Below are 20,007 nucleotides of genomic sequence, written 5' to 3'. Positions count from 1 at the left end.
AATGAACCGTTATTTCTGTTGCATAAATCCACACTTTTCAAGATTCTAGCGTGCTATACTGAGGTCGCTAATCGAGTCCAGCGGACTTTTAACGTTTTGTTATAGTCCTATACGCTCATATGGATGTAGGGCTACCGCAGTTGGACGTAAAAATATATGAACGAAGGTGGGGCTGTGCTCTATGCTGACATTGGATCAATCTACGGAATGGCTGCAGGATGTGCTGCAAAGAATGACAGACAAAATGGATTGGGTAAGTGACAAATCCAAAGATAAAATTCCATATACCACGATTCAGGGCGAGCATGATGATCGGGGCACCTGGAATCCCAGCGGTACAGCCGACAATGGCATCAGCTGGTGGACGAACGGCTTCTGGGGCGGTATGCTGTGGCAGATGTATCACGTTACTGGTGAGGAGAAGTACAAGGAGTATGCCAACCTTTTGGAGGATAAGCTTGATTCGTGCTTTGAGCAATTCTACGGGCTGCATCATGATGTAGGGTTCATGTGGCTGCCGACCAGTGTGGCAAACTATCAATTAACAGGCAACCCCAATTCACGTAAAAGGGCACTTCATGCCGCCAATCTCCTCGCTGGACGCTACAATCCAATCGGGGAATTCATCCGTGCGTGGAACGATCTTCCGAATGAAGATACCCGCGGTTGGGCAATTATCGACTGTATGTTCAATATTCCACTCCTGTACTGGGCCAGCGCAGAGACTGGAGATCCTCGTTTCAAGCACATCGCCATGAAGCATGCAGACACTGTGATGAGCAGCTTCGTCCGACCCGACGGCTCTGTCCATCATATTGTGGAGTTCGATCCTTTCGTGGGTGGCGTGGTCAAAACCTATGGTGGGCAGGGATATGAGGACGGCTCAGCCTGGACACGGGGGCAGACTTGGGGATTGTATGGCTTCATGATGAGCTACAGGCACACAGGCAAGGAAGAGTATCTGCATACCGCCAAGCGCATTGCTCATTATTTTATAGCTAATATTCCAGCAGACTGCATCATCCCGGTTGATTTCAGACAGCCCAAGGAACCCGCCTACGAGGATTCTACGGCTGCCGCTATTGCAGCATGCGGGTTAATCGAAATCTCCAAGGTAGTCGGACCCTATGAAAAGGATCTGTACCTTGGAGCGGCATTGAGATTACTTCAAGCACTAGATGGGACGCGTACGGACTGGAGCATGGATAACGATTGCTTTCTCAAGAACGGCTCCGCATCCTATCACAACAAGGAGCATCATCAATCAATCATCTACGGTGACTATTACTTTATGGAAGCGATACTGAAGCTGAAGGGTCAGGATCTGTATTTCTGGTAAGAGAGCTTAGTGATGCTATAGCTCAAAAAAGGGGATGCCTCACCAATACTGGTCCGGGCATCCCCTGTAGTGCGTTAGATGTTCCTATGTGATTTTCTCAGTCACTTGCAGATACGGTAGCTGTATCCTACTGAGAGGGAAGATCATAGATCAAGATCTCATCCTTGTATCGCTCCATATCTGCCGGGCTGCAGTGTAAGCTCATCCGGGTACCTTCTTCCTCGTGAGACATCGAGGTGACCTCAGCATAGCTCTTGAAGTAGGAGACGATATGGCCCTTATCATACGGAACCAGGATCTCCAGCTGCACTTCATCGTGGAATAAGCGCTTGGTCAGGATGCTCGATAATTCATCAATTCCTATGGCCTGACGTGCAGACAGGTAGATGGCACCCCCCTCAATCCGAGGATAAGATTCATGGGTTAGATCTGCTTTGTTATAGACGATCAACTCCTCAACCTGATCTGCGCCCAATTCACGCAGGGTCTGACGTGTTACTTGAATCTGGGCTTCCTGTTCTGGGTGAGAGGAGTCAACGACGTGCAGCAGCAGATCCGACTCGGCAACCTCCTCAAGGGTAGAACGGAAAGCCTTGACCAGATGATGCGGCAGCCTGCTGACGAAGCCGACGGTATCCGTCAGTACGATTGAGCGATTACCCTGCAGACGAATGCTGCGGGACTTGGTCTCCAATGTGGCAAATAGCATATCATGTGCGAAGACTTGCTTGCCTTGACCGGGATGATATCGTTCCAGCATCGTGTTCAGCAGCGAGGACTTGCCTGCGTTGGTATAGCCTACAAGCGAAACGACAGGCACCTCATTCTTGCGGCGTTGCTTACGCAGCTGCTGACGCCTTGCAGCCAGCTTCGTGAGCTCTGCCTCAAGCATCGTGATTCGCTCCTCAATACGGCGGCGATCCAGCTCCAGTCGAGTCTCACCAGAGCCGCGATTCTTCAATCCAGCCCCGCCCCCTTGGCGTCCCAGGCTCTCACGACTGCCTACGAGTCTCGGCAGCATATATTGCAGTCGAGCCACCTCGACCTGTAACTGAGCCTCACGTGTCTGGGCACGCTCAGCGAAGATCTCCAGGATCAGCATCGTGCGGTCGATAATCCGACAGTCGAGGACAGCCTCCAGATTGCGAATCTGCGAGGGGGAGAGCTCATCGTTGAAGATAACAGTCGGCGAGTCATGTGCCTCCAGCATGGCTTGCAGCTCCTGAAGCTTGCCGCGGCCAATGTAATAAGATGAGTGAAGGCGTTCAGCCTTTTGCGTCAGTTCTCCTACGGGCTGTAGATCGCAGGCTGTCGCCAGATTAGCGAGCTCCTCCATGCCATACTCAAAATCCGTCTGCCGCTGTAATTGAACACCTACGAGTAATACTTTGTTACGCTTTTCTTTCATATATGAATCATCCTTTCTTATTGTCCATTCGGGTAGTACATCTAATGCAGAGCATTCGCCCCCAAGAAGCACAAAAAAACACAGGCAAGGCTGCCTGTGTGCATAAGCAAAAGGAGATCAGTTGGTTGATGGAGTGAACCCATACCGTCACATTCCTAGAAGACGAGTAGCATAGCCAAAGGAGGTTGGTCACCAGATGGTGACTGTACAACCAGCAGCTACTTATTTTGTATAAGCCTTAGATTCTAAGCCTAGTCCAGAAGTGGATATACGGGGGAGTCAGCTTACTAGAATTGCAAGCATAATCATCCGTGGACCAAATGAATTCCTGGACGTGAAGCGTTAGATGAAGGCTATGACTCGTCATTAGCAGGGGAGACGCAGTTCCTCAAGTCATATACAAGGAAGCTAGCAACCCTGCAGAATGGGTAAGTGGACAGACCTATCCTGATTCCTCTGCCTACGGGCAGATCCTTGGGGCAAGTTCTAAATTAGCCACGCAAAGTGCGAATCCGGATAAAATGTATCACACCTAACCCTCCGTTCATGTAAAAGTATACCAAATATAGCATGGGTTACGCCGCCCAGTCAATGGGATTAATGAAGGAGATGAGGAACTAGTATGAAATGCTACTGAACGTCTCCTTTGAAGGTATACTTGATCAGCTTGGATTCAGGTATTTTGACAGTTGCAGCGGTTATATCCAAGCTATTTTTCGGGTACTGGACCCTAAGCTGTTCTGGATCAACCCGGATTGTGGACTGAAGACACGCGGATTACCTGAGACAAGAGAGTCTTTGCGCAACATGGTAGAGGCTACGGATCGGATAAGAGAAGGCATGCTGGCGCAGCTGAAGGCCTAATTCATCACAAAGGAGCTGTTCCTATGCGATATGAATTCATCCACGTATTGTCCAGCACAAAAGACGAACGAATTATTTTTGTTTGATCCAGTGTACATTCTGTGCTGTAGAGACAAACTGAGGTTGAAGATGTATACTGAGGAAAAACATACCAAGGGAGATAGCCATGCACGTTTGTACATCTATATTCAAATTACGATTCATTCTTCTATTAACTATTCTTATGACGATTGGTATCATGCCAACCACATCTATTCGTGCAGAGGTCCCTGTAGTGAACGCATCGTCATCTATTGTGACTGAGCCTATCCTGACAGAGGTATTTGATGTATCGGGCTCTGGGGAGATTGCGTATGTTGTCAGTGCAACCAGTACGACTGGTTTTGCCAACCAGAATCTGCTAATGCTCTATAATCCATCCACACTAACGGAAGCATCCACAATATACACTTCTAACAGTTACATTCTAGATGTTGACTTCTCGGCGGATGGTACCTATGTAGCCTTTCTTGAATCTACCAGATACAATTCCGGGATTACGCGTCTAGTCTCACTGAACTCCGAGCCAACTAGCACAATTCGGGTCATGGATGTAAGAAATAACAAGCTCATTAGCTCGCTTCAAGTCAAGCACATGATAACTGAGATTGATTTTGCACCAGATGGGAAGTCCATTTATTTCCTGCAAGGGGAATTGCTCAAATCACCACGGTTAGATCAAGACAAGGGACTCGTTGGATTTGATGTATATGAGTGGAATCAGGGTGCGAAGTTGGCTACACGTCATTCTCAATTACAGAGCCCTACTATGAATTCATTACAGCTAGCAGCAGATGGACGCTCCTACTATTTGTCAGATACTAATGTCTCTACTCAGCAACCCTATGGATTTAATGAACAGTATAAACAACAGATTAGTAAATTTCCTCTTCATAGTGGGAGCGGGAGCGGTGCGGCTGTCTCTTTCGCCAGACGAGATGAACTGACTGAAGCTGTATGGAATTCCGACGAGACAAAGCTCTACTTCACTTCTTGGGAGTCAAATGACTCAAATGCTAGATTAATCAAGGCACTATATGTATACGACGAGGCCGCCGGCAAGGAGAAGCAATTGACCCATCTCGATGAACATGTCACCAGACCAGTGTCTGTTGGTGATCAGATCTATTTTATGGTAGGTGACTATTCAGCTATTATTTGGGGCCACAAAGAACTATACGCGATGCCGGTTGCTGGTGGGGAACCAGAACGGATAGATCTACCTTATGCGAATTCAAACAAGAATGATGAAAATAATCTAAGTAGGCAGGATAGCTAGTCAGAAGTCATCGTTCCCGAGCCTTTTGCAATATATTCTTAACTGTTTCCAGTAAATGAATTCCCTAATCTAAACCTTCGAGAGCATGCTGCCATGTCGTGAGACATGGAGATGCTCTTGGAGGTGTTTTTTTGTTGCTAGGAGACGTGTTTTAATCTTAGCAAAAGTAAGGTACTCGGCAAGTATCCCAATAAGAACGGGTTCGAAATAAGATTCAGCATTTATTGTATTGAAATAGATGGAGATTTTATTAAAAAAAGTTATATTAGAGTTGTAAGCGTTATCATCAAATTAAACATAAAGGAGAGTGTACTTATGAAAGTAAGTAGCAGAATGCAGTGCATCGGAAAAGTAAGCATATGTATGCTGTTGCTGTGGTCTTGGATCATGGTGGCAGGAGCAGGACAAGCTGGAGCTGAACCCGTATTTCCAGGAGCAGTGGGATTTGGGACGGATACGCCAGCAGGCCGGGGTGGGAAAGTGATCAAAGTTACGAATCTGAACAACGATGGACCAGGTTCATTTCGTGAGGCATTGGCGGCTAAAGGGCCGCGTATTATCGTATTTGAAGTCGGTGGGATCATTGATTTGGAGAAGGAGAGATTGGATCTAAGAGAGCCTTATGTAACCATTGCAGGTCAGACGGCCCCTTCGCCAGGCATCACATTCATACGAGGAGGTATGCAAATCCGTACACATGATGTGCTAATGCAGCATGTCCGATTCCGCATGGGAGATGCTGAGAGTGCACCGGGTTCAGGCTTTGAGCCGGATGTATCCACTTATGGTGCCTCTGCGTATAACATTGTTATTGATCACTGCTCCTTCTCCTGGGGTGTGGATGAGAACATGTCTTTCTCCGGTCCACGAACGAATGGTCCTGAAGCGACTACACGCAGAGTAACGCTAAGCAACAATATTATCGCTGAAGGCTTGAATCATTCAGTACACGAGAAGGGATCTCATTCTATGGGTACCCTTGTTCATGATTATGTTCAGGATGTGGCTGTAATCGGCAATCTGTACGCCCATAATATGGAGCGTAATCCGTGGTTCAAGGGATTCGCGACGGGCGTCATTGTGAACAATGTGATCTATAATCCGGGAAAATGGGCCATCCGTCTCGGCTATGTGGAGAAGGAATGGGCCAATACAGGCATTACACCAGAAGGACCAAGGGTCAGTATTGTTGGGAATTATTTGCGGCACGGTGCAGACACGGTGCAAGGATTGGGACTAGTAGGTACGAACAGTAAGAGCGGCTCAGCCTATCTACAGGATAATCTTGCTTATGATCAGAAAGACAAGCCTGTTCCGCTGACATTTGGCGGGATCGTAGAACTCAGCAATCCTCCTGTGTGGATTCAAGGGCTGAAAGCTGTCCCTGCTTCAGTAGTCTTGAAGGAGGTTACCACGCATGCTGGAGCAAGACCAAAGGATCGAGATGCTACCGATCAGCGAATTATCTCTGACGTGCTTGCAGGTCGAGGAAAACTGATCGATAGCCAGGAAGATGTAGGAGGATACCCGGATACGAATCCCACTTACCGTACATTACATGTGCCTGAACAAGGCATGGATGAATGGCTATATCAATTTTCCAGAGAATTGGAGTAATTGGGGTAATCTCATGCATGTCCGACTGGACAACCATCTGGAAGATACCACTATAAGCTGAATTAGCATTGCAACTTCTGGTAGAATCATTGTGGATGATGCCATCGTGGCAATGAGCTAAGAGTATTTTGTTTCAAATTAAGAAGTGAGGTGTGCTTGTACTTGGAGAATCACGAGCAATTAATTGGGGGACGAAGTGGTAAAATTCAAAAGATCGGCAGGTTAGTCGTGCGGCCAGCTCAGGCCTGGACTGATGATGTTCATTCCTTTTTGCGTTTTGTTCGTGCTGAAGGAGCTGAATTTGTTCCCATGCCTTATGGCATGAATGAATTGAAGCAGGAGCAGGTCTCCTATATGCCTGGCGAAGTGTTCAACTATCCATTGCCTGAGCACTTGCTGACAGACTCCATGCTTGTATCGGCAGCAAGCCTATTACGGACCTTTCATCAATACAGTGAGAGGTATCTTGCTAATCTGACAGGGCAGGAGCACTGGATGCTGGAGAAGGTAAGCCCGGTAGAGGTCATGTGTCATGGGGATTTTGCTCCTTATAATGTTACAATTATCTCGAATCAGGCGGCGGGGATGATAGATTTTGATACGCTGCATCCCGGACCAAGAATGTGGGATGTCGCCTATGCGGTCTATCGCTGGGTACCATTTAACGCTCCCATGCATCCAGATACTCAAGGTGACTTGGACGAGCATATCCGAAAAGCCCGACTGTTCCTTGATACTTATGGAATTGGCCTGGAGGGTAAGGAGTCATTTGTCCGCATACTTATAGAACGGCTTGAAGCCCTAACCCAATTCATGCGAAATGAAGCCAAACAGGGGAACGAGGATTTTCAGTCTCATATTCAGGATGGACATCTGAGTGTGTATCTGAATGATATGGAGTACTTACGCAAGAATGAGCAGCAGATAACAAAGGGTATCATAGTCTACTGATTAAAGAAGATCAGCAAAGCGGATATCTCCTGTGAAAAGGGAATTCCGCTTTTTTGCTGCCAGATAACCTCAGGTGGATGTTTAGATATAAGGGGCTCATATACGATTATGTCGTTAATGGGTTCCGTAAAAATTAATAGATTACTAAAAAAATTAGACTAAACGTCAATATATTTATGAAGCGTTATAGGTCCTTGGGACTATAAAAAGCACTTTTTCAGTCCAAAGTTAAAGAGTTAATAATAGAGAAAGTGAGCAGTATTATTAATAAAATTACCATTAATTAGGCTAATAAAATCAACAGTGGAAAAACATACAATTTAGACTGCGAAAACATGTTCATTTTGTTAGCATCATGTTAAGGATATGTAAATAAAGAATCTTTTGATAGCAAGGCGTTTTTCTGACTACTCAACATTTTTAATAGTTATTTTTACATACTGCATGAATATAGAAAGCATGGTTTTAAAACAAAATAACACTCCACAAACATCAGGTAATTAATTCCAAAAGTGAAAAAAAGTATTTGAAAAATCGAAATTAAATGTAATAAATTGTATTAAAATATATATTTATGAATTGGATAAATTAGGTTCTTTTGTCCCATGCCAAGGCGATTTAAAGTTTGTATATTTAAAACCAGTTAGAAATTGCTGGAAGAATACATCCATTACAAGGATTTCCCTGTAATAGCTGTATCATCCTGAATTAAATAGAGGATGGAGGTATCCATGTATGATGAATCGGTCACAACGCTGGCTGGCGAAGACCGTAGCTCATCCGGCTGAGAGACTGCAATTATTCTGCTTTCCTTATGCCGGCGGGGGCGCTTCCATATTTTCTTCGTGGAAGTCCAGACTTGCCCCGGATATTGCGGTGCTGCCCATACAGCTTCCTGGACGTGAAGGTCGCTCCATGGAAGAGCCTATGGAGCACCTACAAGATATCGTAGACGCACTGGTTCCGGCCATGATTCCTTATGTGCACAAGCCATTTGCTTTCTTCGGTCACAGTATGGGCTCGTTACTTGCTTTTGAGACAGCCAGAGAACTGTATATCCGCACAGGCCAGCTTCCCGTCCATCTGATTGTATCGGGCAAATCCGCACCGCAGCTTCCATATTCCAAAAAACGGCTTCATGAGCTGGCGGACGATCCATTCATTGAGGAGCTTCGTTTGATGCAGGGAACTCCCGAGGAAGTGCTGCAGAACAGAGAATTAATGCAGCTGATCATGCCGCGCCTACGCGCAGACTTCAAGGTCTGTGAGAGGTATGAATATAAGCTGGGAAATCCACTTTCCTGTCCGGTTACTGTGTTCGGAGGTCGTCAGGATGTTGAAGTCAGTACAGACTCGCTACAGGCTTGGCAGCAGCATTCAACCTCGCCGATTGAGGTACATATGTTTGATGGCAATCATTTTTTCATTCATGAGCAAGAGCAGGAAGTCATCCAAAAAATCGTTAATATCCTGTTGGGCTCAGCAGAACATAAGCATACTGCAGCATACACAACATATCGCTCTAACTAACTTACACTCTAATACACCCGCAGTTCCAGGTATTGTAACCACAGCTTAGACACAAGCTAAATGTCCACCTATCGCAGCTCTACGCGAACACGATCATGGCAGCTTACACAACAGCTAACATGCAACATACCACACACTCACATGAAATCTTAGCGAATGTATCTATCAACATCTCTTACACAAGGCACTGTGCTCCAAGCCGTGTCTTAGTGAAACTGCTGGCACCAAGCAAGCACTTCATCTCATAACACAGACACTCTTATATCGAGCATTGGCAGGTATATTACAAGCTCCATTGCAACTTCAAAAAAACTCGCACTGAATAGTTGTGAGTAGCGAAAAAGAGGGATGTCCTTGTTCCGATCTAATTCTGCTTTTCGAAGGCTCACACATTATGTCAGACCGTATAACCTGTGGGTATTCTTGACCGTCGTAGCCTCTATAGGCCTGGCAGCAATAGATATCATTTTAGGCAAAGCTATTGAACAAATGGCAGAAGGAGCCTTCTCATCCACCTGGAGCATGGTTGCACTTGTCGGAGGGATGATGCTCATAGGTCTGCCGTGCAAATTCGTCATGAAGTACGCTTCAGTGCGGTTTAGCGTTGGCGCATTGCGCGATTTAAGAGAAGACCTCGTACATAAGTTTTGTGATCTACCCGTGTCGAGCGTAGAAAGGAAGTTCACGGGTGACCTGGTATCCCGTTTGACGAGCAATACTGCTGTATTACAGAGCTTTTTCATTCAGCAGTTCGCGAATTTGTTCTATCTGCCGCTAGTATTCGTGGCATCTCTGACGCTGCTGCTCATGACAAGCTGGAAGCTGGTTCTCGCAAGCCTGGCACTCATGCCCATAGGACTGATTATCACCTCATTCATGAGTAAGCCTATTGAGAAATATTCGGAGCAGTTGCAGGAGAAGTTGGCCAATCTGAACGCTGTGGCACAGGATGCTATCGGAGGCATCCCCATCATTAAGGCTTTTAACATGCAGGCGATCTTGATGAAGAAATATATGGTGATTATGGAGGATGTCATCAAGCGTGGACTGGGGCTGGAAAAACGCTATGCTGCCATTACGCCTGTCAGTGTCATGATGCTGGCTACACCCATTATTCTGGTCATTGTGTACGGTGGCTACCTGATTGCACAAGGGGAACTTAACGCTGGTGGGATTGTTCTGTTCCTCTACCTGATCTCATTCATTCTGCAGCCAATCTCAATGCTGCCTACAATCATTTCACAGATGAAGGAGGCGGCTGGAGCTGCCAAGCATCTGTTTGAGGTGCTGGATTGGTCCAATGAACGCCAGAGTGATAGTAGCTACGCCCTTCAGAAGGAAGCTACACATGGGGGGGGAGGCGCCAACACAGGGGCTATACGCACAACGGATGAGCAACATCGTGTGGAAGAGACTGCTGTAGTCTGTCTGGAGAATGTGAGCTTTGGCTACGACGAAGATAGTCTGGTGCTGAAGGAAATTAGCTTCAAGATCAGACAAGGGGAAATGGTTGCCATCGTAGGGGCCAGTGGAGGTGGAAAGAGCACGATCTTCAAGCTTCTATGTGGATTTCTGGAGGATGGGCAGCAGAGTGGAACGATTAGTATTTTCGGAAAGAGCCTACTGAGCTGGGATTTAGTTGACCTTCGCAGTCGGATCTCGATGGTATCTCAGGAGCCATCGCTTTTTCCGACTACCGTTGCAGAAAATATCGGATATGGGCGCATGGAGGCGTCACGTGAGGAAATTGTCGAGGCAGCCACGGCCGCACATGCCCATGACTTTATCATCCGACTTCCAGAGGGGTACGGTACCGTTTTGAAAGAGCGAGGCGGCGGACTGTCCGGTGGACAGAAGCAACGACTTGCGATTGCCAGAGCCCTTCTGAAGAATGCACCATTGCTGCTTCTGGACGAACCTACATCGGCACTAGATAGCCAATCAGAAGCAATGGTGCAGAGCGCACTCCAAACCGCAATGCAGGATCGAACAGTACTGGTCATCGCACACCGGCTATCCACGATTCGTCAGGCGGACCGGATTATTGTGCTCGACCAGGGCAGGATTGCAGAGTCGGGAACGCATGAGGAGCTGCTGGCCCATAACGGTGTATATCGGAGACTGTATTTGCAGAATTTCGAGCAGCAACAGCAGGATTCCGATTTAGCTTCCTCTACGCCGCAGGAAAGGAGTGAGCAGCGTGACCTTCAAGCAGGGGTTCTATGAGTTCCGGCAACTGATGTCCCTGATGAAGCCCCATCGGAAATGGTACTTTGCTGGCTTGATTGGCAATAGTCTGACCAATGCAAGCATTACGATTTTGCTATCCTTTGTGGTTCATTATTTGTTGAATTTTGCTGTGAGTGGTGAAGAGCAGGAGCTATACAGAGCGATATATCTGGTCACCGGGACATTTATCGTATTAAGCCTGGTGTCTCCATTATGCAGCTATATGTATATGAAATGTGTGAGGCTGGCTATTGCTGAGGTGCGCAGGAGATTGTTCGGCCATATTGTTAATCTATCTTATGCCCAAGTTGAGAAACGACACTCTGGTGATCTGGTATCCCGTATGTCGAATGATGTACAGACGCTGGAGCAGGCGTATACAGACCATATTCGCTCGATCATTCTCGAAGTTTCGCTATTTATCGGCTCGCTTACCATCATGCTGGCACTGGATTGGAGATTTGGTGTTGCAGCGATAATACTGGGACTCGCTTCAGCATGGATCAATGCTTTTTTTGCCAAAAGAATGCGTCATACCAGCGAGGAGCTGCAGGGACGACTGAGCACATTTACAGAACGGCTAAGTGATTTACTCACCGGTCTGCAAGTAGTAAAGCTGTTCGGATTAAGGAACAAAGTAGGCGGACTGTGCAATACAGCCAGTGAGCAGGTGAGTCGTACTAGCATCCGTCAGGGACGGCAAATGGGTCTGCAAGATATGTGTAATTTTCTCGTTGAATTCCTTGCGCTGGGCGGTGTACTTGTCGCTGGTTTGATATTGGTGTCTCAGAACCAGATGCAGCTTGGCGTGCTGGGTCAAATTGTACAGTTGCAAACAGGGATTTCAACGGTATTCCTGCAGCTTGGTGCAGCGGTGTCCCTCTTGCAGAACTCTTTGGCAGGTCTGGCACGGATCCGCGAGGTGCTGGATGAACCATTAGAGAAAGAGAAGTTCCCGGCGGCGCTGCTAGGGCAGCAGCATCCTGAGAAGAGGGAGGCCGAGGCAGTGGACAGATTGAGCGCAGAGGGGCTTATGGAAACGATCAGACCGGTAAGACAGAGTGACGATTCCAGGGCAGCTCCACGGATCGCTGTTGAGGATCCATCCTTGGAGGGAGGCCCTGCGGCATTAGAGCTGCAGGATATCAGCTTTGCCTATCAGCCGGATCGTCCGGCGCTCAGAAGGCTAAGTCTAACGGTACCCGAAGGCAAAGTGACTGCCCTTGTTGGTCCGAGTGGCAGCGGCAAGAGTACTGTCATGAAGCTGGTACTGGGGTTCTATCCACCCGACGAAGGCGAGCTGAGGATTCGTGAGCGTTCCGCAGGAGTCTGTCGACTGGATGAAGTCCGCGACTGGATCGCTTATGTGCCGCAGGAAGCGACGCTGTTCCATGGGACGATAGCCGATAACATACGTTTTGGTTCTCCTGATGCCAGCGATGAGCAGGTTGAGGCAGCAGCTAAGCTCGCCTATGCCAGTGGGTTCATTGCGGAGCTACCGGAGGGCTATCATACGCTCGTTGGCGAACGTGGAGCGAACCTGTCAGGTGGACAGCGTCAGCGAATTGCGATCGCGCGGGCTATGCTCAAGAATGCGCCGATCCTGCTGCTTGATGAAGCAACGTCTGCACTGGATGCGGAAGCTGAGTACGAAGTCCAACAGGGATTGTCTGCGCTGATGAAGGGCCGCACGACACTGGTGATCGCTCATCGCTTATCGACCATTGAGCAGGCGGATCGCATCTGTGTGCTTGCTGAGGGAGAATTGAAGGAGCAAGGAACCCATGAACAACTGCTGGCGATGGGAGGGCATTATGCGGAGATGTATGACATTCAGTCCCGCAAGCAGCCTCAGGAGCAATCGGCCTGACATTCGAATGAGACAGTAGCTTCAGGGATAACCATTTTTGGAAATAGCACCTTTGGAAGATGAGTTTGTGCATGTTGAAGAGATGAACAGTAAGCAACGTTCAGGCGTAAGTGCAGTTTCTTGATCATATTACAATTTGTAAGGAGCGAGACACGTATGACACAGAACAATGTTCAACTGTTTCCATTAAGCCAGCCACAGCAGCGTATTTGGTATACGGAGCTTCTGTACCCCCAGCGTAATACCTCCACCATTATCGCTACAGTCAAAATTCAGGGAGCAATTCGTATAGATGCATTGCAGCAAGCGATGAACCGAGTCGTAGCAAACAATGATTCATTCCGCATCAGGATCACGGAGCAGGATGGCGTCCCTTACCAGCACGTAATTCCATTTGCCGAGCAGGAGATTGAGACGCTCCAGGTTACTTCTGAAGAAGCTGAGGCATGGGTTCAGCAGCACAATCCACAGCCCTTCAAGGTACTGGAATCCCAATTATATCGCTTCGCGATCTTACAGCTTGATGCGGAGGAGACCTGGTACAATTTCAAAATGCATCATATCGTCTCCGACGGCGTATCGATGAATCAGGCAATTAATGAAATTACGGGTCATTACATAGATATCGTACATGGTCAAGATACCGCAGCTAAAGAAAATGCCTATCTGGATTTTATTCAGGTAGAGCAAAACTACGAGCAATCGGACCGCTATGAGAAGGATCGGGCCTATTGGACTGAGAAATTCGCTGATGTACCGGAAATCACCGGCTTGAAATCGTACAATCCACTTACTTTAGGTACTACTGCGCTTCGCGAGAGTGTTGTGCTGGAGGATGAGCTGTATCGCGGGGTCAAGGCTTTCTGCGAAGAGCATAAGACCAGCATCTTCACATTCTTCTTGGCTGCTCTGTATATTTACATGCATAAGGTGACGGGCGAGCAGGATTTGACGGTAGGTACGCTATATGCGAACCGGACTTCCAAGAAGGAGAAAGATACAGTAGGCATGTTCGTGAGCACCGTGGCGACGCGGCTGCAGGTCGAGCCTGAGGCAGAATTACTGAGCTTCCTGCAGGGTGTCGGCAAGGAGCAGTCATCCATCCTTAGACATCAGCGCTATCCTTATAACAAGATTATTCAGGATTTGCGCGAGCAGCAGAACAATATGGACCTTCAGCGCCTGTTCGGCGTGACGATTCAATATCGTACACTGAGCTTCTCACGCTTTGACGAAGCCTTGCAGCAGGTACTCAATGATTTCTGCGGTGATACCGTGAATGACTTTGATATGCATATGGTCGAAATGCTGGATGATGATCGACTCGTGCTCTATCTGGATTATCGTATGGAGCTGTTCAGCGAGGAGGAGATTGCACTAATCATCCGTCAATTCCTCAGCGTAGCGAAGCACATGGTAGCTGGTCCGCAAAAGCGTATTGAAGAATTGTCGCTGATCAGCGAAGAGGAACGCTCTGAAATCCTCAATGTATTCAATGCGACAGCTGTAGACTATCCGCAGGACGCAGGCATTCACGAGCTATTCGAGGAACAGGCTGAGCGCATCCCAGGTCAGATCGCGATTGTCTCTGGCAGCACGCGAATGACTTACGGGCAACTGAATGAGCAAGCCAATCAATTGGCGCACACACTGCGCAGCTATGGCGTGACGGCGGAGCAGACCGTGGGTATCGTTGCTGACCGCTCGGCGGATATGATCGTGGGCATGCTGGCTATTCTCAAGGCAGGCGGTGCTTACGTACCGATCGATCCGGATTATCCGTCTGAGCGGGTCCGCTATCTGTTGACAGATTCCGAGGCGCAGCTACTGCTGGTACAACGTGCGGAGCAACAGCCAGATGATTACGATGGAATCGTGCTGGATCTGAGCGACGTAACCATCTATGGAGTGGATGCTCAAGAGGGTGCGTATACGCTGGATGAAGCACAAGCAGGGCGTCAACATATGGAATATACCGATTATTCGCATGTGAAAAATGACCATAACAATCTTCCGACCATGAGCGATCAGGGACTAGAAAAGGATGTAGCCTTCGGCAGTCGATTGGCTTATTTAATGTACACTTCAGGAACGACAGGTCAGCCAAAAGGGGTTATGGTCGAGCATCGTAATGTCGTGCGGCTCGTGAAGAATTCGAGCTATGCTGTGCTGAGTGAAGATACGCGTATTCTGCAGACGGGAGCGGTTGTCTTTGACGCGTCCACCTTTGAGATCTGGGGCTCGCTTCTTAATGGTGGCCAGCTCGTGCTGGTTAGCCAGGATGTTATTCTGGACGCGGCTAAGCTGAAGGAAGCTGTACGCAGTCATGGGGTTACCACGATGTGGCTGACAGCACCGCTCTTCAACCAGCTGTCCCAGCAGGATGTAGAGCTGTTCGCAGGGCTGAAGGAGCTGTTGATTGGTGGGGATGTACTGTCTGTGCCCCATGTAAATCGTGTGCTGAAAGCCCATCCGTCGCTGAAGCTGATCAACGGCTATGGACCGACAGAAAACACGACCTTCTCGACTACGCATGCGATTTTAGGTGAGCAGACAGAAGCGGTGCCGATCGGTAGCCCCATTACGAATTCAACTGCGTATGTCGTGGATCGTGCTCTACAGCTGCAGCCTGTCGGAGCGTGGGGGGAACTGCTCGTCGGAGGAGACGGTGTGGCCCGCGGCTATCGCAACCGACCAGACCTGACAGCAGAGAAATTCATGGATAGTCCCTTCCGCAGCGGTGAGCGCTGCTATCGGACGGGTGACCTCGTGCGCTGGCGTGCTGATGGAACGCTGGAATACAAGGGGCGGATCGACGCGCAGGTCAAGATTCGCGGCTATCGGATCGAGTTAGGTGAGGTGGAGGCCCAACTGCTGAAGCTGGAGGCTGTGCATGAAGCCGTGGTCGTGGCACGAGAGGATGACCAGGGGCAAAAGCAGCTGTGTGCGTATGTTGTGCTGAAGGCTGCTGAAGCTGAGGATGGCCTGTTAACTCCATCCATGCATGAGCTGCGTACGGCTCTAAGCCAGGAGCTACCAAGCTATATGGTACCTTCTTATTTTGTTGAACTCCCGCAGCTACCACTAACTCCAAATGGTAAGGTAGACCGCCGTGCACTGCCTGAACCAGAGGGACGTATCGACACAGGTCAGGATTACGTCGCTGCCCGCAATGCTGTCGAGAGTGTATTGACGTCGGTATGGCAGTCTGTGTTGGGTATTCCGCAGGTCGGCGTGCTGGATAACTTCTTCCACCTGGGTGGTGACTCCATCAAGGCTATTCAGGTGTCCTCAAGATTGCTGCAAAATGGCTACAAGCTGGAAATGAGAGAGCTGTTCCAGTATCCGACGATTGCCGAGCTGAGTGGACGGGTGCAGCAGGTGATTCGTATTGCGGATCAAGGCGAAGTGACAGGTGCGGTAGCGTTAACGCCAATCCAGCATTGGTTCCTTGAGCAGCAGCCTGCGAACCCTGAGCATTACAATCAGGCTTTGCTGCTGCATCGTGAGGATCATATGGACGAAGCTGCTCTTCGAGTGGCTATCCACCAAGTAGTCGAGCATCATGATGCACTGCGGATCGTCTTGCGACAGACTAATGATGGCGGATATGAAGCTTGGAATCGCAGTATACAGGATGGTGAAGCGTACAATCTGGATGTAGTCGATCTGACCCACGTGTCAAGCCAAGCGGATGTTGCTCGACTACTGGAGGAGAAAGCTAGCGATATTCAAAGCAGCATCCAGCTGGAGAATGGCCCATTGGTAAGATTAGGTCTGTTCCGTTGTGCGGACGGAGACCATTTGCTGATTGCTATTCACCATTTGGTTGTTGACGGGGTGTCTTGGCGTATATTGCTGGAGGATCTGGCGTCGGGCTATGAGCAGGCTGTAAGGGGAGAGTCTGTCCAATTGCCGAACAAGACCGATTCGTTCCAGATGTGGGCAGATGGGTTGCAACAGTATGCGCACAGTGCAGCCTTGGATAAAGAGCGTGCGTATTGGCAAGGAATTGAGCGGACCGAAGCAGCTGAGGCCAAGTTACCTAAGGATTATGTGCGCAAATCAGCTGCCAAGCCGCAGCTGCGTGACGATCGTACACTTACCGTGACATGGACGGCGGAGGAGACAGAGCAATTTCTGAAGCAGGCTCACCGTGCATACAATACAGAGGCTAACGACCTGCTGCTGACTGCGCTTGGCATCGCTATTCATGAGTGGGCAGGCCTCAGTCAGGTGCTGGTCAATCTGGAGGGCCATGGCCGTGAAGCCATAGTGCCGAATGTGGATATTACACGTACCGTTGGTTGGTTCACCAGTCAATTCCCCGTCGTACTGGATCTGGGTGAGGGCCAGGATGTAGGTCAGTGTGTCAAACGCGTCAAGGAAGGGCTGCGCCGCGTTCCACAAAAAGGGGTTGGATACGGCATTTTACGCTATCTGTCCTCCCAGGCAGGCGAGCAGGAAGCGGTACAAAGCAACGAGAAGGGGCAGAAGTCTCCTGCGTTCATGATCGAGCCAGAGATTAGCTTCAACTATCTGGGGCAATTCGACCAGGATTTGAGCAATAGTGCCTTCCGTATGTCCACCTATTCCAGCGGTGCGTCCATTAGCGATACGTTGACGAAGCGCTATGCACTGGATCTGAACAGTATGATCTCAGCTGGGGTGCTGGAGCTGACGATCAGCTATAGCAGTAAGACTTTTATGAAGAAAACGATCAAACAGCTTGCGGAGCTGCTTCAGACAAGCTTGCAGCATGTGCTGGCACATTGTGTCGGCAAGGAAGTGCCGGAGCTGACGCCGAGCGATCTGTCTTTCCAGGGACTGACGGCTGGAGAGCTGGAGCATATTGTGACCCAGACTGCGGCAGCGGGTGAGCTGGACAATATCTATGCCCTGACACCGATGCAGAAGGGGATTCTGTTCCATGGACTGATGGAGCCGCAATCCAGTGCGTACTTTGAGCAGGCGACATTTGAGCTGCAGGGCAGCTTCCAGATCGAGGCTTTTGCGCACAGTCTCAATCAATTGGTGGCACGCCACCAGATTTTCAGGACGAACTTTTATAGCGGCTGGCATGAGCAGCCTTTGCAGGTGGTGTATTGCAATAAGGCGGCGGATTTCCGCTTCCAGGATCTTCGTTCTATGGGAGAGTCAGAGCAGAGCAGCTATATTATTGAGTATGCGAAGCGTGATCAGGCTGAGGGCTTTGACTTTAGCACAGGGGCGCTAATGAGAGTGTCTGTCTTGCGTACGGATGAGGAGAGCTACCGTTTTGTGTGGAGCTTCCATCATATTCTGATGGACGGCTGGTGCTTGTTCCTTATTGTCGGGGAAGCATTCAATACGTACTTTGATGTGCTGGCAGGACGCACACCCGAGCTTGCTCCGGTTACCCCGTATAGTGAGTATATCGAATGGCTGGAGCGTCAGGACAATACGGAGGCAGAACGATTCTGGAGTGATTACTTCACGGGGTTCGAGCAGCAGACTACACTGCCACAGGCGAAGGTGCTGGATGCTCAAGCCAAGGGCTACGAAGCAAACAAGCTGTCCTTCACGCTAGGTCGTGAGCTGACACAGCAGATGGATTCACTGGTCAAGCAGCAGCAAGTGACTGTCAATACGCTGCTACAGGCTGCGTGGGGTGTGGTGCTGCAGCGCTATAACAATAGTCGTGACGTGGTATTTGGCAGCGTTGTATCTGGCAGATCGGCAGATATCCCAGGTATCGACAAAATGATCGGCTTGTTCATTAATACCGTCCCAGTGCGCATTCATAGTGAGGAAGAAGTAACTTTCGTAGAGCTGATGAAACGGACTCAGGAGCATGCACTCGCTTCCCGCTCTTATGAGACATATCCACTGTATGAAATTCAGGCTCTGACTGAGCAAAAGCAGGACCTCGTCAATCATATAATGGTGTTCGAAAATTACCCTGTGGAGCAGCGTATGGAGGAAATGGGCAGCCGAGATGCGGGCGGCTTCACCATTGCGAATGCGTCCATGTCAGAGCAGACGAACTACGATTTCAACATTACGATTGTACCTGGCGACAATATCCATGTTCATCTCGAATACAATGCGCTCGTATTCGACCGCTCAGCGATCAGGCAGATTGCCGAGCATTGGGTGTACGTCATGGAACAAGTCATTAGTAGTCCACACGCCCGGGTTGATGATCTGGAGCTGGTGACGGTTAATGAAAGAGCTAGCATCCTTGACGGTTTTGCCTCTGTTGGCGTACTCGAAGGGCTGGATACGACAGGTGTTGCGGGCTTGTTCCATCCATATGTGGAGCAGCAGGCAAAGCTCATACCTGAGCATGTAGCTGTCGTGTACGAGGGACAGCAGCTTACTTACCGTGAGCTTAATGAAAGGGCGAACCAACTCGCACGTCGATTGCGAGAGGAAGGCATCGGGCGTGAATCTATCGTCGGTATTCTGAGTGAGCGTTCTGTCGATATGCTGGTTGGTGTGCTGGCGGTGTGGAAGGCTGGCGGGGCGTATGTGCCGCTGGATGCGGACTACCCGTCTGAGCGTATTCGCTTCATGCTGGCGGATAGCGGGGCAACGGTTCTGCTGACGCAAAAGGGATTGTTAGCGCAGCAGGAAGCATTGGAGGCTGGTTCCGAGTCCAAGGCCGCAGATGAGCTGCGTCTGCGCCAGGTGCTAGAGCTGGATGACGAGTCGCTCTATGCCGGGGATGACAGCAACCTGGAGTGGATCAACGAGCCGCAGGATCTAGCGTATGTGATCTACACCTCCGGTACAACCGGACGTCCGAAGGGCGTCATGATTGAGCATCGCAGTCTGGTGAATACGGCAGCGGCGTATCGACGGGATTACCGACTGAGCGAATTCCCGGTGCGGCTGCT

General features: G+C 49.2%; 9 protein-coding genes and 1 pseudogene. 9 read left to right on the top strand and 1 reads right to left on the bottom strand.

Features of this window, described 5'->3' with window-relative positions; genetic code table 11:
• Positions 1–181 precede the first annotated feature (181 nt).
• Positions 182–1,339 carry an AGE family epimerase/isomerase gene (locus tag D328_RS0100050; RefSeq protein ID WP_018882884.1) on the top strand — a complete coding sequence of 386 codons (1,158 nt, stop codon included), beginning with the start codon at positions 182–184 and terminating at the stop codon, positions 1,337–1,339.
• 127 nt (positions 1,340–1,466) lie between these two features.
• Here the strand turns inward: D328_RS0100050 and hflX are convergent, their stop codons facing one another.
• Positions 1,467–2,747 carry a GTPase HflX gene (hflX, locus tag D328_RS0100045; RefSeq protein WP_018882883.1) on the bottom strand — a complete coding sequence of 427 codons (1,281 nt, stop codon included), beginning with the start codon at positions 2,745–2,747 and terminating at the stop codon, positions 1,467–1,469.
• A 711-nt stretch (positions 2,748–3,458) separates the two neighbouring features.
• On the opposite strand from hflX, the pseudogene D328_RS31855 reads away from it, so the two are divergent.
• The 8 genes and pseudogenes from D328_RS31855 to D328_RS28100 all read left to right on the top strand — a co-directional run.
• Positions 3,459–3,611: pseudogene (locus D328_RS31855) on the top strand (hypothetical protein); the annotation flags it as partial.
• 238 nt (positions 3,612–3,849) lie between these two features.
• A complete protein-coding gene (locus D328_RS0100035) occupies positions 3,850–4,929 on the top strand; it encodes an alpha/beta hydrolase (RefSeq protein ID WP_154658929.1) in 1,080 nt (359 codons plus the stop codon).
• A gap of 315 nt (positions 4,930–5,244) precedes the next feature.
• Positions 5,245–6,546: a pectate lyase family protein gene (locus tag D328_RS0100030; protein WP_018882880.1), complete on the top strand. Its 1,302-nt coding sequence runs from the start codon at positions 5,245–5,247 to the stop codon at positions 6,544–6,546.
• A gap of 162 nt (positions 6,547–6,708) precedes the next feature.
• On the top strand, positions 6,709–7,497 hold the full coding sequence (locus tag D328_RS0100025; RefSeq protein WP_018882879.1) for an aminoglycoside phosphotransferase family protein: 789 nt from the start codon (positions 6,709–6,711) through the stop codon (positions 7,495–7,497).
• 735 nt (positions 7,498–8,232) lie between these two features.
• The gene (locus tag D328_RS0100020) at positions 8,233–9,027 is read left to right on the top strand and encodes a thioesterase II family protein (protein ID WP_018882878.1); all 795 of its coding nucleotides are present in this window, start codon (positions 8,233–8,235) and stop codon (positions 9,025–9,027) included.
• 354 nt (positions 9,028–9,381) lie between these two features.
• Positions 9,382–11,253, top strand: coding sequence for an ABC transporter ATP-binding protein (locus D328_RS0100015; protein ID WP_018882877.1), 1,872 nt, complete (start codon positions 9,382–9,384; stop codon positions 11,251–11,253).
• Positions 11,228–13,126 carry an ABC transporter ATP-binding protein gene (locus tag D328_RS0100010; RefSeq protein ID WP_018882876.1) on the top strand — a complete coding sequence of 633 codons (1,899 nt, stop codon included), beginning with the start codon at positions 11,228–11,230 and terminating at the stop codon, positions 13,124–13,126. The genes D328_RS0100015 and D328_RS0100010 overlap by 26 nt, the downstream gene beginning before the upstream one ends.
• Before the next feature lie 156 nt (positions 13,127–13,282).
• A partial coding sequence (locus D328_RS28100) for a non-ribosomal peptide synthetase (RefSeq protein ID WP_018882875.1) occupies positions 13,283–20,007 on the top strand: 6,725 nt, incomplete at its 3' end.

It is taken from the genome of Paenibacillus massiliensis 2301065 = DSM 16942, assembly GCF_000377505.1.
Taxonomy (GTDB): domain Bacteria; phylum Bacillota; class Bacilli; order Paenibacillales; family Paenibacillaceae; genus Paenibacillus; species Paenibacillus massiliensis.
Note: the sequence above shows the minus strand (reverse complement) of the source record. Positions and strands in the feature narration are given on the sequence as shown.